The 15618-nt window shown below is 69.3% G+C and carries 7 protein-coding genes; 5 read left to right on the top strand and 2 right to left on the bottom strand.

Translation table 11 applies throughout. The features are described 5' to 3' along the window. Positions 1 to 58 precede the first annotated feature (58 nt). The 5 genes from ACIHCX_RS12420 (at position 59) to ACIHCX_RS12400 (ending at position 6795) form a co-directional block, all read left to right on the top strand. A complete protein-coding gene (locus ACIHCX_RS12420) occupies positions 59 to 1204 on the top strand; it encodes a M20 family metallopeptidase (RefSeq protein WP_400028900.1) in 1146 nt (381 codons plus the stop codon). A 104-nt stretch (positions 1205 to 1308) separates the two neighbouring features. Next, positions 1309 to 2736 (top strand): amino acid permease, encoded by a 1428-nt coding sequence (locus tag ACIHCX_RS12415; RefSeq protein WP_400028899.1) that lies wholly within the window; start codon positions 1309 to 1311, stop codon positions 2734 to 2736. A gap of 237 nt (positions 2737 to 2973) precedes the next feature. Continuing rightward, positions 2974 to 4266: an esterase/lipase family protein gene (locus ACIHCX_RS12410; protein ID WP_400028898.1), complete on the top strand. Its 1293-nt coding sequence runs from the start codon at positions 2974 to 2976 to the stop codon at positions 4264 to 4266. A gap of 22 nt (positions 4267 to 4288) precedes the next feature. Beyond that, positions 4289 to 5326 (top strand): alpha/beta fold hydrolase, encoded by a 1038-nt coding sequence (locus ACIHCX_RS12405; protein ID WP_400028897.1) that lies wholly within the window; start codon positions 4289 to 4291, stop codon positions 5324 to 5326. Then, entirely contained in the window at positions 5323 to 6795 is a 1473-nt protein-coding gene (locus ACIHCX_RS12400) for a carboxylesterase/lipase family protein (protein ID WP_400028896.1), read from the top strand. Before ACIHCX_RS12405 ends, ACIHCX_RS12400 begins: the two co-directional genes overlap by 4 nt. Before the next feature lie 138 nt (positions 6796 to 6933). Here ACIHCX_RS12400 and ACIHCX_RS12395 read toward each other — a convergent pair whose 3' ends face one another. Then, complete coding sequence (locus ACIHCX_RS12395) at positions 6934 to 7443, bottom strand: Imm21 family immunity protein (RefSeq protein WP_400028895.1); 510 nt, start codon at positions 7441 to 7443, stop codon at positions 6934 to 6936. Positions 7444 to 7460: 17 nt separating this feature from the next. Then, positions 7461 to 15275, bottom strand: a complete 7815-nt coding sequence (locus ACIHCX_RS12390; RefSeq protein ID WP_400028894.1) for a ricin-type beta-trefoil lectin domain protein — start codon at positions 15273 to 15275, stop codon at positions 7461 to 7463. Positions 15276 to 15618 lie beyond the last annotated feature (343 nt).

Raw genomic sequence — 15618 nt, 5'->3', positions numbered from 1 at the left:
GCTGGCTGAATGACCTGCACTCCAGCTCAACCACTCAGCCGGACGGAGACGCAAGTCCATGTCGAACCGCGATCTCGACCTTCTCCTTCAGACATTGGCGATCGATTCCACCTGGGGCCGGGAGCGGGAACTCGCAGAGTTCATCGCCGACCAGCTACGGCAGTGGGGCGCGGACGAGGTGGGCCTGGTGGAGTCGATGCCGGGCCGGCCCAGCGTGGGGGCCCGGATCAAGGGAACGGGTGGCGGCAGGTCCCTGATCCTCAACGGCCACCTGGACACCTACGAGGTCTCCGGGGACTGGGACACCGACCCGTTCGCCCCCTACATCGCCGACGGAAAGATCTACGGTTCGGGGATCGCCGACATGAAGGCCGCGACCACGGCGTCGCTCGCGGTGATGCGCCGGGTCCTGGAATCGGGCACCCGCCCGCGCGGCGACCTGGTCTTCCAGGGGGTGTCCTGTCACTTCGAGGGCGGGGTCGGCACCCGTTCCCTGATCGACGCCGGCTTCACCGCCGACGCGGCCGTCTGCGGCGAACCGACGGACAACACCATCGGCGCGGTGCACCGCGGCGCGGCCTATCTGGAGGTCACGACCTACGGCAAGCAGGCGCACACCGCGGGCAAGCACCTGGGGCTCAACGCGATCGAGACGATGGAGCCGATCCTGGCCGCCCTGCGCGAGCTGGAGGGCACCCTGCCCTACGAGCCCCACCCGGAACTTCCCGGCGGCCCGATCCTCAATATCGGCACCATCCGGGGCGGCACCAAGCACAACCAGGTCCCCGACCGGTGCACGATCTCGCTGGACCTGCGGCTGCTGCCGTCCCAGGACCCCTACGCGGTCCGGCAGCAGGTCATCGCCATGATCGACAAGCTGAGCGCCGACGACCCCCGGATCAGGGCGACGGTCGAGTTCAGCCCCCACTGGCTCAGCGGTCCGCGCCTGCCGTACGAGATCGGCACCGAGGAGCCCATCGCCCGCACCGTGGCCGACGCGGTCCGCACCGCCGGCGGCGACCCGGTCTTCCGCGGCATCCAGTTCTGGACCGACATGGTCCCCCTCAAGCAGGCCGGTATCGACGCGGTCAACATCGGCCCGGGCACGCCCCCTTACAACTGGGCGAACGAATGGGTCGAGACGAGCAAGTACCTCGAGATCGTCGAGATCTACGCGGCCGCCGCCCACGCGTGGTGCGCCTGACCCGTGGTGTGCGCGACACGGGGTGCTCCTGACCGGAGCACCTCCCGGGACGGCTCCGGCTTACCCCTTCCCCTCGTCGTATCAGAAGAAGAACGAGGTCCACCGTGGCAACGACCAGTGATCGACCCGTTTCGACCGTTCTCCCCGAAGAACCCACCGCCCCCGGCGGCGGACTCAAGAGATCCCTGAAGAACCGGCATCTGACGATGATCGCGCTCGGCGGCATCATCGGCGCCGGGCTGTTCGTCGGCTCGGGTGCGGTGATCAACCAGACCGGTCCCGCGGCCGTGTTGAGCTACGCCGTCAGCGGCGTACTGATGATCTTCGTGATGCGGGCCATCGGCGAGATGGCCGTGCTGCGGCCGTCGGCGGGCTCGGTGGCCAACTTCGCCCGGCACGGGCTCGGCAACTGGGCCGGATTCACCATCGGCTGGCTCTACTGGTACTTCTGGGTCGTCGTGGCGGCCATCGAGGCCGTCGCCGGGGCCGGCATCCTGGGCGGCTATCTGCCCTCGGTGCCCACCTGGGCCCTGTGCCTGGGCCTGATGCTGGTGATGACGGCCATCAACCTGCTGTCGGTGAAGGCCTACGGCGAGTCGGAGTTCTGGCTCGCCTCCGTCAAGATCGCGGCGATCATCTTCTTCGCCTGCGTCGCGGTGGTCTTCCTGTTCGGCGGCACCAGTCGGCCCAGTCCGGGCCTGAGCCACCTGTTCGGCTCCGGCGGCTTCTTCCCGCTGGGCGTCACGGCCGCGGTGATCGGCAGCGTGACGGTGCTGTTCTCCATGGGCGGCGCGGAGATCGCCACGATCGCGGCCGCCGAGTCCGAGAAGCCCGCCGAGTACGCCGCCAAGGCGACGAAGCAGGTGATGTACCGGGTCTTCACCTTCTACGTGCTGTCGGTGCTGCTGATCGTGTGCATCGTGCCGTGGGACTTCTCGTTCTCCGGCAAGATCATCAAGAGCCCGTTCGCGGTCGCCCTGGACGCCGCGGGCATCCCCTACACCTCGGTCATGATGCAGGTGGTCGTGCTGACGGCGGTGCTCAGCTCGCTCAACTCCTGCCTGTACATCACCTCGCGCATGCTGCTCACCCTGGCCGAGCAGGGCGAGGCGCCGAAGTTCCTCGCCAGGGTCAACTCCCGCGGCGTGCCGGTCCGGGCGATCCTCGCCGGGACGTCGATGGGCTACCTCGCCGTGGTCGCCAACTACTTCTTCCCCGAACAGGTCTTCATCTTCCTCATCAACTCCTCCGGCGCCATCCAGCTCATCTACTACATCGTGCTGGTGGCGGCGCAGATCCGGCAGCGCAGGCGGATCGAGCGCGACGGCAGCGAGCCGATCCAGCTGAAGATGTGGCTCTTCCCGTACCTGTCCTACGTGACCATCGCGTGGATGGCCGGGGTGCTCGCGGTCATGGTCGTCATGCCGGAGACACGGCCGCAGGTGGGAATGAGCTTCCTCAGCCTGGCGGTGGTGCTGGCCGCCTACGGGTACCGGGTCCGTGCCCGGCGGCGGGCGGCGCAGACCGTCTGAGGCGACGGCGGTCCGCAGCCCGCCTCGACCGCGCCCGGCACTCCCCTGTCGGCCGGCCGAGGTGGGCTGCGGGGTGCGGACCGCGCACCGCGGGCTTGCGGGCTTGCGGGCTTGTTGCCCCATACAGACCGCCCTCCTTATGGGTTCCGCACACATGCCCTCCCGCCGTATGCCGCGCCTAAGGTGGGCCGCCGCAGTGGGACGGAGCCGTGCGAGCGCGCCGGAGAGGGCGGGGACATGCGGGACAGACGAAGCCGTACGGGCCGGTGGCGGGCGCTGCTCGCCCTGCTGACGGCGGTGGCGGCCGGACTGGTGGCCGGCGCCGGCACCGCGTCGGCCGCCGAGCCGCCGCCGTCCTACCTCACCCTGGAGGCGAGCTACGGGGCCGGCACCGTCACCAACGGCTGGGAGGGCGTGGAGCGCTACCTCGACACCACCCCCGGATTCCGCACCGAGGGCTACCCGTCCGACGGCCGCGGCGACCAGGACGGAAAGCGCGTCACCTACTTCGGCGGGGTCTCCCGCCCCTCCTCCAACCGCTTCCTGCTCTACTCGGCCCCCGGCTGGGACACCGGCAGCCGCACCACCCCGGTCCTGCTCGTGCACGGCGCCAACGACACCGCGGACCGCGCCTGGGCCAACCCGGGCGAGGCCGGCGGCTACGGCTGCGGCGCGCTGTCCTGCCCCTCCACCGGTCTGATGCAGTACCTGTCCGCGCGCGGCCACCGCGTCTTCGCCGTCGGCTTCGCGCACAAGCAGGGCGACAACCTCATGCAGGCGCAGATCGTCGGCGACGCCGTCGCCGTCATCAAGGCGAAGCTGGGCGTCGACAAGGTCGACCTCGTCGGCTGGAGCAAGGGCGAGATGTCGACCCGCGCGTACGTGTCGTCGCTGAAGCCGAGCTGGGGGCGGGCGTACGCCGGTGACGTGCGCAAGCTGATCACGGTCGGCGGTCCGAACGGCGGCTACGACTACCCGTACGCGCACGGCTGGGCGCACGACTTCTCCATCTGGCCCGAGTGCGGCGGCACGGTCAACGCGCCCTCCCCGCACACGCGGATGACCTGCTACGGCCTGTACACCGCGCACCCCGAGTTCTCGATGACGCCCTCCGGCGGCTACGACAACTACCCCGGCCAGCGGCAGATGCTGGCCCGCTGGGACGGCACGTACGGGGTCGACGGCGCCGCGCAGGACTGGTACACGACGTACTACGGCGGCCAGGGCTTCTACACCGCGGGCAACGGCATCCAGGCCGCCATCGACGCAGGATCGCTGATCAAGCCGCTGCACGACGCCGGCGTACCCGCCTCCGTCACCACCTACCTGCTGGCCGGCGGGTCCCCCACCGTCGTCGGCATCTTCAACGAGAACCGCGGGCCGAGCGACGGTGTCGTCTTCATCGCCAGCGCGCTCGACACCACCGGCGTCCGCACGGTCGGCGGCACCGCCACCATCGCCGGCGCCAACCACCTGGAACTGGGCTGGAACGGCTCGGCCGCCGCCCAGATCGCCAGTTGGCTCTCGTAACGGACCGAAGGACCAGATGACGATGACCACGAGCAGCTTCCGCACCCGCCGGGTACCCACCGACCGCCTGACCGTCCAGGTCACCGACCTCCGGGACGAGGGCGAACCGGTCGTCTTCGTACACGGCAACGTCTCCTCCTCCACCTTCTGGCACACCACCATGGCGCTGCTGCCGGACCGCTACCGCCCGATCGCGCTGGACCTGCGCGGCTTCGGCGGCACCGATCCGCTGCCCATCGACGCCACCCGCGGCGTGCGCGACCACGCCGACGACCTCGCCGCGCTGCTGACGGCCCTCGGCATCGACCGGGCGCACCTGGTGGGCTGGTCCATGGGCGGGGGCGTGATCATGCAGTACCTGTCCGACCACCCGGCCGCGGCGCGCTCCCTGACCCTGGTCAACCCCGTCTCCCCGTACGGCTTCGGCGGCACGCACGGGGTGGACGGGACCCTCAACTCCGAGGACGGTGCGGGCTCGGGCGGCGGCACCGCCAATGCGGAGTTCGTCGCGCTGCTGGCCAAGGGCGAGCGCGGCGAGGACTCCCCGGTCACGCCCCGCTCCGTCCTGGCGACCTGCTACGTCAAGCCGCCGTGGCGCCCCGAGGGCGAGCACGAGGACGCGTACGTGGACTCGATGCTCACCACGCGCATCGGCGACGACCACTACCCGGGCGACAGCGTGGCGTCCACGGCCTGGCCGGGCGTGGCCCCCGGCACCCGGGGTGTCCTCAACTGCCTCTCCCCGCTGTACTTCCGCCTCGACGAGCTGCCCCTGATCGACCCCAAGCCGCCGGTGCTGTGGGTCCGTGGCGAGGACGACGTGATCGTCTCGGACACCTCGATGTTCGACCTGGCGCACCTGGGCGCGATCGGCGCGGTGCCCGGCTGGGACGGGACCCCCGCCCAGCCGATGGTGGCGCAGACCCGCCACGTCCTGGACCGCTACGCGGCGCACGGCGGCACGGTCCGCGAGGTCGCCGTCCCGGACGCCGGGCACGGAGTGCACCTGGAGCGCCCGGAGGAGTTCGGCGAGGCCCTGCTGGGGATCCTCACCGCATGACCTCACGCACCACGGTATGCACGACCGAGCAGGGCGCCGTCCGCGGCGGTGTTTCCGTCGCCGCGGACGGCGGTGTGGCGTCCTTCCTGGGCGTGCCGTACGCCGCCCCGCCCTTCGGCCCGCGCCGCTTCCTGGCGCCGGGCCCGCCCGAGCCCTGGACGGGTGTACGCGACGCGACGGCGTACGGCCCGACGGCTCCGCACGCGCCCTACGCGCCGCCGTTCGACACCCTCATCCCGGAGAACGAGATCCCCGGCGAGGACTGCCTGAACCTCAACATCTGGACGCCCGCCCCGGAACCGGGGACCGGCCTGCCGGTGATGGTGTGGCTGCACGGCGGGGCGTTCACGAACGGATCGGGCTCGGCGTCGGGGTACGACGGCAGCGCGTTCGCCCGCGGCGGGGTCGTCTGCGTCACTCTCAACTACCGCCTGGGCTCGGACGGTTTCCTCCACCTGCCCGGTGTCCCGGACAACCGCGGACTGCTGGACCAGGTGGCCGCCCTGCGCTGGATCCGCGCCAACATCGCCTCCTTCGGCGGCGACCCCGACCGGGTGACGGTCTTCGGCGAGTCGGCGGGCGCGATGAGCATCGGCGCCCTGCTGTCCACCGGCCTGGCCCGCGGCCTGTTCCACCGGGCGATCCTCCAGAGCGGCGCCTGCCACCACTACCTGCGCCCGCCCTCGGCGACCCTGATCACGGCCCGCCTGGCGGAGAAGCTCGGCATCGAACCGACCGTGGAGTCCTTCGCCGAGGTCCCCCTGACCGACCTCCTCCCCACCCAGGCCGAACTCCGCGCGGAGGTGAGCGCCCGCCCGGACCCGGCCCTGTGGGGCGAGGCGGTACTCAACATCATGCCGTTCGAACCGGTGACGTCCGGCCTGTCCCTGCCCGGCCCCGACTGCGGAGTCGACCTCCTGATCGGCAGCAACCGCGAGGAGTACCGCCTGTTCCTGGCCCCCACGGGCCTCCTGGACAGGATCCCCGAAGCCGGCCTCCACGCCGCGACCACGGCATACGGCCTGGACCCGGCCAAGGCCCTCCCGGTCTACCGGGAGACCCACCCCAACGCCACCCCGGGCGAACTCCTCTCCGCGGTGGCGACCGACTGGTTCTACCGCATCCCCGCCCTCCGCCTGGCCGAATCCGTCCCGGGCTCCCACGTCTACGAATTCGCCTGGCGCTCCCCCCAGTTCGCCGGCCGCCTGGGCGCTTGCCACGCCCTGGACCTCCCCTTCGTCTTCAACCGCCTCGACGACCCGTCGTACACCCCGCTGACGGGCGCCCACCCGCCCCAACCTCTCGCGGACGCGATGCACAAGGCCTGGCTCGCCTTCGCGAAGACGGGCGACCCGGGCTGGCCGGCCTATGAGACAACCACCCGCACGACGATGGTCTTCACCGAGGACCCGACCCCGGAAAACGACCCACGCGGCCAGGAACGCCTGCTGTGGGAAGGCGTGCGCTAGTACTGTCGGCCGATGCACCGCAAAAATGGTAGGTGACCACAACAGGAATCGGCGGCCGATCCGCTCAGATCGGCCGCCGATGCGTTCCCAAAACTACGACAGAGGTGCGGTGAGATTACCGCGAGATGGGCCGGGCAATTACACCAAGCGGTATAGGGTCACCCAGACATTCCAGCGCTCACTGGGCTCTATTTCAGCTACTTGCACATTCACTGGACCTGTCGGTCGAGGTACCCGCAGCAGCCGTCCGGGGGGAACCCCCCTCCCCGGCCAGACGGCGTCGAAAACCACCAGGTCGCTTCCCGCGTCCCACGCCGTGATGGTTTCCCAGCGCAGGGCAGGAACAGCCCCGACAACGGTCTTGATCACATCCGAGACCGAGGTCTTCGCCATCCGCTGCACAAACAGATCTAGGCTCGGCACGTAGGTGAGCGGACCTTTGCCGGCTGCCAGCACCAAAGCCTGCGCCCCGGCGACGGAGTATGTGCCGACGATGCCGTCAGTCTGACCCGCCTGCCAGTAGTCGGTGGACTCCTCCGGATCATCTTCGTCGTCCTCGACACCCCCTTTCCACAACTCCCGCGCGGACTCTGGAAGGCACACGTACAGCCCTCCCAAAGAGTCGATCCACACCGTCTCGCTTGTCATTGAAGGATCACTTCCTACTACGCGCCTGGAGCCCACAGACCAGACGGCCTTTGGGACCAGCTAGGGCCAGCGTTCAAGAGCCCCCTCGGCACGACCAGCCCCGACGGCCTCTGCCTGTAGCCCGAAGGGTTCTGCCCTGTGAGAAGCTTCATGGCCAGATTACCCTGGCGCCTCATGCATTTATCGCAATGCGGGTAGAGCATCTGCGGGGTTCCCTCAAGCACCAGCGACGTAATCGGCTGATGATCTGGGGTCCAGTGGCCAGAGGCCCTTGGCGTCGTAGCACCGCATGAGTGACAACCGAGACGATTACCTATGTCTTGGATTTGAGCGGTTTCCGCCGCTGACATCTCGCCGAATTCCGAGACTTCCACGCCTTCTTTGGCATTAGGCCCTGGGAAGAGAAGCTCGCATTGTTGCGGGTTGCTGTTGTGAACGAGTACAGGTACGACCCCGGCCGCCACGTAGTACGTGTGCAGGTCGCCGACGGTGAGGTTGTGGACGGTCGCCCCGGGGCTCGTCCAGCGTTCGATCGCGGTGATCTGGACGTAGGTGCCGGCGCTGGTCTGGAGCCACTGGCCGGCGTGGAGGTCGGTGGCCTTGATCCATTCGCCGAGTTCGGGGACCCAGAAGGGGTGGCCGTCGGTCGCGGTGACCTGGGCCGTCTTCTTGCCCTTCTTGCCCTCGGTGGCGATGCTGACCTTGACCAGATGCTTCAGGCCCTGGCCCTTGATCTCGGCGGTGACCGTCTCGATCCGCTTCTCGCCGGTCTCCGGGTCGGTGGCGACGACCTTGTCGCCGGCCTTGACCTCCTCGATCGGCTTGGTGGAGCCGTCGGCCATCAGGACCCTGGTGCCGGGAACGAAGCTGTTGCACGTTCCGCCGCTCTCGGCCTTGCCCGAGCCGCCACTGCCGCTGGAGCCGCCGCTGTTGCGGGAGGATCCGCCCGAGCTGCCGCCCGGCTTGGAGCCGCTGCTCTTGCCGCCGCCTCCGCCGCCGCCGCCGGAGCTCGCCACCGACGACGACTTCGGAGCCGCCTTCGCCTGGGCCTGCTTCTGGACGCCGTTGCCTGTTTTCTTGGTTTGGGCCAACGCCTTGTCGGCGGTTCTCTTCGCTTGTTCGGCGGCCTTCTTCTTGGCCCGTTGCGCGGCTTCCTTCTTGGCCTTCTCGATGGCCAGTTTCTTCGCCCTCAGGGCGGCCGACTCGGCCGCCTTCGCGGCCTTCAGGACGAACTCGGCCGCCTTCTTCGCCGCGCGGAAGGACTCGATGGCCTTGATCGTGCGGTTGACGGCCTTCATCACCGCCGGGATCTTGCCGAGCTTGGCCCACGGGATCGCCTGGATGATCAGGCTGCCGCAGGACCACATGTCGCCGCCGAAGCAGGCGAGGGCGTCGTTGATGCCGATGAAGTCCTTCAGCGTCTCCCACGCCACGGACAGGATCACCGAGGTCAGCGACTTGCCCATGGTGGACTGCGCCTGGGCGACCTGCGCCGCCGACAGACCCGCGCCCGCCAGGGCCGCGGCCTTTTCGGAGGCGGACAGCGAGATGGCCAGACCCGTCGGGTCGGACATCGTCACCGGGTTGTTGTGCGCGTAGGAGTAGCCGTTGGACTGAAGGACGTCGTTCAGGTCGAGCACCGGGTCGGCGGACAGGAAGCGTCCGACCACCGGGTCGTACAGACGGGCACCCAGCGGCTGGTAGCCGGAGGCATCGTCACGGGTGGCACCCAGGAACCCGGTGTGGGTCTGCAGCTTGACGCCGACCGTGCCCGCCCCGCGCTGGTTGCCGAATGGGTCCTGCTTGCGGATCCGGACCGGCATGCCATCGGTCATGGCGACCTCGGCGTAGGTGCTGCCCTGATGGTCACCGGCCAGCGCGACCAGAACATCGGCACCCGTGCCGTTCGCGTAGCGCATGACCGCGCCGCCCGGAGCGGCGTAGGTGCGCTGGGTGTGGACCAGGACACCGCCCTGCTGCACGGTGACCTCGGCCTCGTCCAGGTACAGGGTGGCCTGCTTGCCCTTGATCGTCAGCAGCCGGGAGCCGTCGGGGCCGTAGATGTGACGGGTATCGTTCTGCGGCGCCCACACCTGCGCGGACTTCGTGCTGTCACACGCGGCCAGCACGATCGGGGTCGAGTTCGCCGAGTTGGCGTCCTTCACCGCCAGGCACAGACCCGAGGCGATGTGGGACAGCTGACCGGCGGTGTTCCGCTTGAGCTCCTGACCGGCCGAACCGTCGCACTTCTGCACCTGCACGGCCGACCCGGCCGTGTTGGCGGCCGGCTGCACACACCAGTCGTCGTGGACGTCCAGCCTGCCCCGGTCGCGGTCCGACTGCGCCGTCCCCGGAGTGGGGGTGAAGCGCCAGCTCTGCGCCAGCGTCGAGTTGCACGAGTACAACTGGATCGGCTGCCCGGCGGTCGCCAGACCGGAGCTCAGGTCCAGGCACTTGTCCGCCAGACCCACATACGGGGTCCTGCCGCCCGAGCCCTGACCGCTGATCCGGTCGACCTGGCCGTCGTACGTCCAGGTCAGGTCCTGCTTGTCGCCGTTCTGGACGGAGGTGACGGACTTGGTCTCGCCCGTCAGCTCGTACAGCCGCTCCGCCTCGGCCTTGACCTGCGCGCCCTGCGGCGTGGTGTAGGTCTTCGACACCCGGGTCAGCGTGTGCGGCTGGGTGCCGTCGGCCTTGCCGTAGGAGTAGGTGGTCGTGGCGTCCTTGGCGGTGTCGCCGGTGAGGTCCTTCTCGGTCAGCTTCTTGCGGTTGCCGACCAGGTCGTACTCGTACTCCTGCCAGTAGCCGGAGTTGTCCTTGCCCGCCGAAACGTTCAGCGTGCCGTCACTGTTCTTCGGCGCGGCGCACCCGGTCTGGTCCTTGGAGGTCCAGGCCGACTTCAGCTGACCCAGCGGGTCGTAGTTGAAGCACTGCCGCTCCGCGATCCCGTCCGAGTGCTCCCGGATCGAGGTGACGTTGCCCGCCGGGTCGTAGGTGTACGACCGGTTGGAGACGAGGTTCCCGCCGACCAGGGTCTTGTCGTCGGTCTTCTCGCGGTAGACCGACTGGTCCTGGAGCTCACCGCTCGACTCGTCGAACGAGTTCTGCGTCCACACCCGGTACGGCTGCGCGCCCAGGGTCGAGCGCAGCACCTGGCCGTACGGGGAGTAGACCGTCTCGGAGCCGTACCAGTCCTTGCCGGAGATCGACAGGGGCTGGCCGTCCTTGTTGTAGCGGACGACGAGCTTCTCGGCGGCGAGTTTTCCGACCGCCGGCAGCGAGGCCTCCTCCAGCATGCCCGTGTCGCTGTACGTGTAGCCGTACGTGTAGGAGGTCGCCAGACCCCACGTGGCGGCCAGCGTCGACGGCAGGGTCAGCGTGGTCGAGGTCGGCTGGTAGTCCTTGGTGTAGCCGTTGACCTTCTGGGTGTACGCCAGGCCGTCGGTGTAACGGGTGGCGGTGGCGGGCATGCCCTTGCCGCCGCTGACGGTGTCGTAGGTGTACTCGGCCAGCAGGGTGCCGCTCGAGTCCTTCAGGCGCTGCTGGGTCGGCCGCGACAGCTCGTCGTAGCCGTTCCAGACGGTGACGCCCCGGGCGTTGGTCGTGGTCAGCGGCCGGTCGAAGTGGTCGTACTTGGTCGTCGTGGTGCCCGTGTCCGGGTCGGTGGCGGTCTCCGTCCGGCCCCGGTGGTCGTAGGTCCACGTCCACGAGTGCGTCTTGTCGGCGGAGTTGGTCGCCGTCACGAGCTGGCCGTGGTGGTCGTACGCGTACCGCATCGACGTGAAGCCGTCGGGCGCGGCCGGGTTGAACGTGTCCACCCGGGAGGTGCGGCCGAGGGCGTCGGTGTAGACGCGGTAGGAGGAGGCTCCCTCCGGGTTGACGACCTTCGACCAGTCCTCGCCGTACTCGTAGCGGGTGGCCCGCGCCGCGACCGGCTGGGACGTGGCCTCCTTGGTCAGCGGGTCCATGACCTTGAGGACCGGCATCTCCTCGACCACCCGGCCGAGGCCGTCGTAGCTGTAGCGGGTGATGTTGGGGACGGCCGTGTCGGCGAGCGGGGCGAACAGCTCACCGAACTTGGCGTCGTGGGTCAGGTAGGCGTTGTTCGTCTGCCAGACCTCACCGGAGCTGTTGTAGAGCGTGTCGGTGATCAGGTGACCGCCGCCGTCCGCCTGCTCCTGCGTCTGCCGCTCACGGCCGAGGCCGTCGTAGAGGGTGACGGAGGTCTCGACGCGGTCCTCGTGTCCGCGCGTGTAGGTGGTGACGTACGGGGGCTTGCGATCCGGGTTCTCCGGGTCGTACGCCGGGATCGTGTAGACGGCCCTGAAGTCCGGCACGGACGAGGCCGACGGGGTGCGGCCCGGGGCCCAGGCTTCGTCGAGTCGGCCCAGCGGGTCGAACTTCGCCTCGCTCACCCGGCCGTTGGCGTCGGTCGTCTTGAGCGCGGTGGAACGGCCCGGCTCCAGCTCCTGCTTCTGGGAGTGGCCGAGGGAGTTGGTCTCGGTGACCTCGAAGACCTGCCCCGAGGACGGGGTGTAGGTGATCGTGGCGGACTTGCCGTCCGGGTCGGTCTGCCTGACCACGCGGCCGACGGCGTCGAAACCGGTGGTCCCGTCGGTCTGGAAGCCGGTGCCGGTGCCGTTCAGCGACCAGGACTCGGTGGCCAGGCCGCGGGTGGTGTCGGCGAGCGCGGCCCCGTAGGCCTGGCCGTCGTACGCGGTGCGGGTGGCGCCGCTCAGGGTGGTCAGGTCGGCGAAGTCGGCGTTGGCGCAGGTGGTCGGCGAGACCAGCACCTGCTTGGTCAGGCCGATGAGGTTCTTGCCGGTGTGGTGGACGTACTCCAGCTTGGTGCAGGACTCGTCCCCGGTCTTACCGGTGTCGCCGAGGGACTCGACCAGGGTGGGCAGACCGTGGGTCGCCTCGTAGGTGGTCTCGGTCCTGACGATCCGCTCGCGGCGGGTGTCGTCACCGGTGCCGGAGGACCTGGTGTACGCGATCTCCACGGGCTCCGTGACGCGCCAGGCGCGCAGCGGGCTCAGTCCGTCGTCGCGGTCGCGCCTGGCCAGCTCGGTGACGGCCGGGACGGTGACGCTGCGGGACAGCCAGTCGGTGTCCGCGTCGCTCGCCTTCGCGTAGCCGAGTTCCTCGGCGATCCGGCCGGCGAAGGCCTCGGAGTCCTTGGCGATCTCGGTGCCGGTGATGTCCTTCACCGAGACGTTGTCGCCCATGCCGCGGAAGTAGCGGGTGACGGACTTGGACTTCTTGCTGCCGATCGACGGCTCGTCCTCGCCCGTGATCACCGTGGTCTGCTCGAACCCGGCGAACTGCGAGTAGGTGCGCGTGGACTTCTTGGTGAACTCCGCCTCGGCGAGCTTCCAGCCGGCGTTCTTGTACGCGTACGCCGTCTTGGTGCTGAACGCACCGTCGACGTTGGGGAGTTCCTCGATGGAGTCCACCACGTACTTGTGGAACCAGTCGATGTCCTCGACTTCGGGGTCCGGGTGCCAGAACGACGGGTAGCACAGGCGGGAGTTGGACTTCAGCGCCGCCGTGTCCTTCTTGCCGGGCAGGTTGGTGCCGGTGGCGCAGTCACCGGCGGCCGGCTTGTAGGTGACGACGGTCTCGCCGCCGTACTCGTTGATGACACGGGCGACGCGCAGCCGGGAGAAGCCGGGACGCGGGTCCTTGGGTCGCATGACCCGGTTGGGCATGTCCTCCGCGTTGGACTCGAAGCGCACCGGGTTGAGGGTGACGCTCTTGTCCGTGCTGCCGAGGCGGGCGTATCCGGTCCGCTGGATCGACTCCAGCCACAGTGCCGTGTTCGGGCCGGTCTTCAGGACCGGGAAGCTCTGGGTGAGCGTGTACTTGTCCACCACCTGGCGCGCGGTGGTGTCGGTGCGCCGCTGCGCCGAGGTGGTGATCGAGACCAGGCGCTTGCGGGACCAGAACGACGGGCCCGCGTTCCAGCACTTCTTGCCGGAGTCGCACCGCAGGTCGGCCGGAGTGTCGTACCAGATGCGGTACTTGCCCGGGTCCTTGTCGGTGAAGTTGGCCTCGGTGCACTTCAGCGAGCCCTCGCCCAGGCAGCGCTCGTCGACCTGGAAGCCGATGCGGGCCGGGGCCTCCTTGGAGAAGACGCTGTCGGCGCGCTGCCCGTAGTCGATGTGGTCCAGGTAGCCGTCGCGGTCGTAGACCACCGGCGCCTTGAAGTTGAAGTTGCGGGCGTAGTAGTTCTTGTCGCGCTTCCACCACAGCGACATGGCGTTGCCGTGGACGTCCTCGACGTAGTCGAGCCCCCAGCGCCAGGCCTGGGTGCACCACGAACCGGCCCAGTCGCCGGCCTTGTAGCAGGGCTCGTCGGCGTGGTTTCCGTACACCGGGACGGTCAGGACCGAGTTGGTGACCGGGTCGCCGGTGTTCCACTTCGGCAGCTTGTGCATGCCGAAGTGGTAGCGGGTGCCGTCACGGGTGGTGACGACCCAGTACTCGCCGTCCTTGGCGCCGTTGCCGCTCTGCCGGTCCTTGGTGTCCTTGATCTGCTCGATCACGGAGCCGTCGCCGCTGGCGGTGAACCACTTGCCCTTGTCTTTGTCCCACACCAGCTCGGTCGTCATGCCGCCGAGCGACAGGGTGGCGTTGTTCGAGCCCCAGCACAGGTCGGCCGTACGGTGGGTGGCGTTGTTCGACCCGGACTTCTTCGAGTCCTCGCGGCAGTTGGCGTAGGTGCGGGTGATGGAACCCGGGTTGTAGTCCCAGCCGTCGCCGATCCAGGAGGCCTGGTTGTTGGTCGAGGAGGTGCGCCCGTCGACCGACTGCGAGGAATAGCTCAGCGCCACCCTGGGGTTGAGTCCGCCGGCGGTCTCCGGAACCTGCACCTGGTAGGCGTAGGTGAAGGCGCCGGAGGAGGCACCGGCCGACCACGAGCCCGAGGACAGCAGCGGCGTCGCGGTGAAGTCGCCGGAGGCCGACGCGCCGGTGTCCAGGGCGCCGACGACCTGCGGGCCGGAGGCGTCCACCGCCTGGAGGGCGGCGGTGCGCACGGAGGCGCCGGTCGTCTTCGAGGCCGCCTCGCCGCCGAGCAGGCCGGCGACCGGCACCGAACCGGTCAGGATCTTGCGGGTGGGCGCGTCCTTCGCGGCGGTGGAGTCGGTGGGCGCGTCCTTCGCCGGCACCACCTCCACGGTGCTGCGCAATTGTTCGGCCGTGCCGTCCGCCCGGCCCGACATGGTCTGCACGCCGCCCTCGGCGGCGCAGTCGCCGCTTTCGGGGGACGTCAGCACGCATTCGGGCAGCAGCACGAGGCCGAAGCGGTCGGCGGCCTGGGGACCGTAGAGGTCGGCGAAGCCGGTGGTGTCGACGGTGAGCGCGACCTGGGCGTCCGGTTCGGCGGTGGCCGGCGGGGTGACCTGCATGATCAGGCCGGAGACGCCGGCCTCCTGGGACGCGGCCGGCGCGGCCAGGTCGACCTTCCACTCGCCCGCGATGGCGGCCGGGTCGGTGTCCTCGGGCACGCCGAGCGCGACCGGCAGGCCGTTGGAGACCGGGACGGTGGTGCCGGGTTCGGCCTCGGCGGTCAGCGTCGCGGTGCCGCTGTTCTCCGTCCAGGGAGTGACGGCGGTCGGCGCGTAGGGGTCGACGGGGACCTCGGGTGCGGTCGTGAGGCTCTTCTCGGCCTCCTCGTCGCCTTCGATCGAGGTGCTCTCCGGCAGATCGGGCAGATGGACCTGCGCGATCGAATCCTCACGGCTCATGCCGGGGCCGGGTATCGCCCACGCCTCCGCGCTGAGGCTCGTCACCATCAGCGTCGAGGACAACAAGAGGACGGTCGCCACGCGGCCATGCCGGCGGCGCCGTCGTTGTGACTCCGTCATGGCCAGGCGCTTTTGCCCCAGCCATGACAGTGGACCTTGAGCACGCATACGCGTCGACTCCCACCCGGGCGATGCAGACAACTACGAGGTGCGGACACACCAAAGGGCACGCTCCCGTTGCCGGGCGCGTGCGTGCCCGCACTCTCTGTCATGGACGCCGCACACTTCAAGATCACTGCGAGACGGACAGAAAGCGCTGCCATGATCCGCGTCACAGGCGATGTCGCACGGAACCGCTCTCTCTGCCCACCAAGGGGGCGTTCACCGAAATCCCCCGCCTGATCGGAATATGACGGGGTGTCAA

Origin of the sequence: Streptomyces sp. NPDC052043 (assembly GCF_044548235.1) — a bacterium.
In the GTDB taxonomy this organism is placed as follows: Bacteria; Actinomycetota; Actinomycetes; order Streptomycetales; family Streptomycetaceae; genus Streptomyces.
This window is presented reverse-complemented; position numbering and strand designations above follow the sequence as displayed.

Bases quoted from the DNA above. Each gene is read 5' to 3' on its own strand.
- ACIHCX_RS12395 (WP_400028895.1), bottom strand. From the start codon at position 7,443: ATGACAAGCGAGACGGTGTGGATCGACTCTTTGGGAGGGCTGTACGTG.
- ACIHCX_RS12410 (WP_400028898.1), top strand. From the start codon at position 2,974: ATGCGGGACAGACGAAGCCGTACGGGCCGGTGGCGGGCGCTGCTCGCC.
- ACIHCX_RS12400 (WP_400028896.1), top strand. From the start codon at position 5,323: ATGACCTCACGCACCACGGTATGCACGACCGAGCAGGGCGCCGTCCGC.
- ACIHCX_RS12405 (WP_400028897.1), top strand. From the start codon at position 4,289: ATGACCACGAGCAGCTTCCGCACCCGCCGGGTACCCACCGACCGCCTG.
- ACIHCX_RS12420 (WP_400028900.1), top strand. From the start codon at position 59: ATGTCGAACCGCGATCTCGACCTTCTCCTTCAGACATTGGCGATCGAT.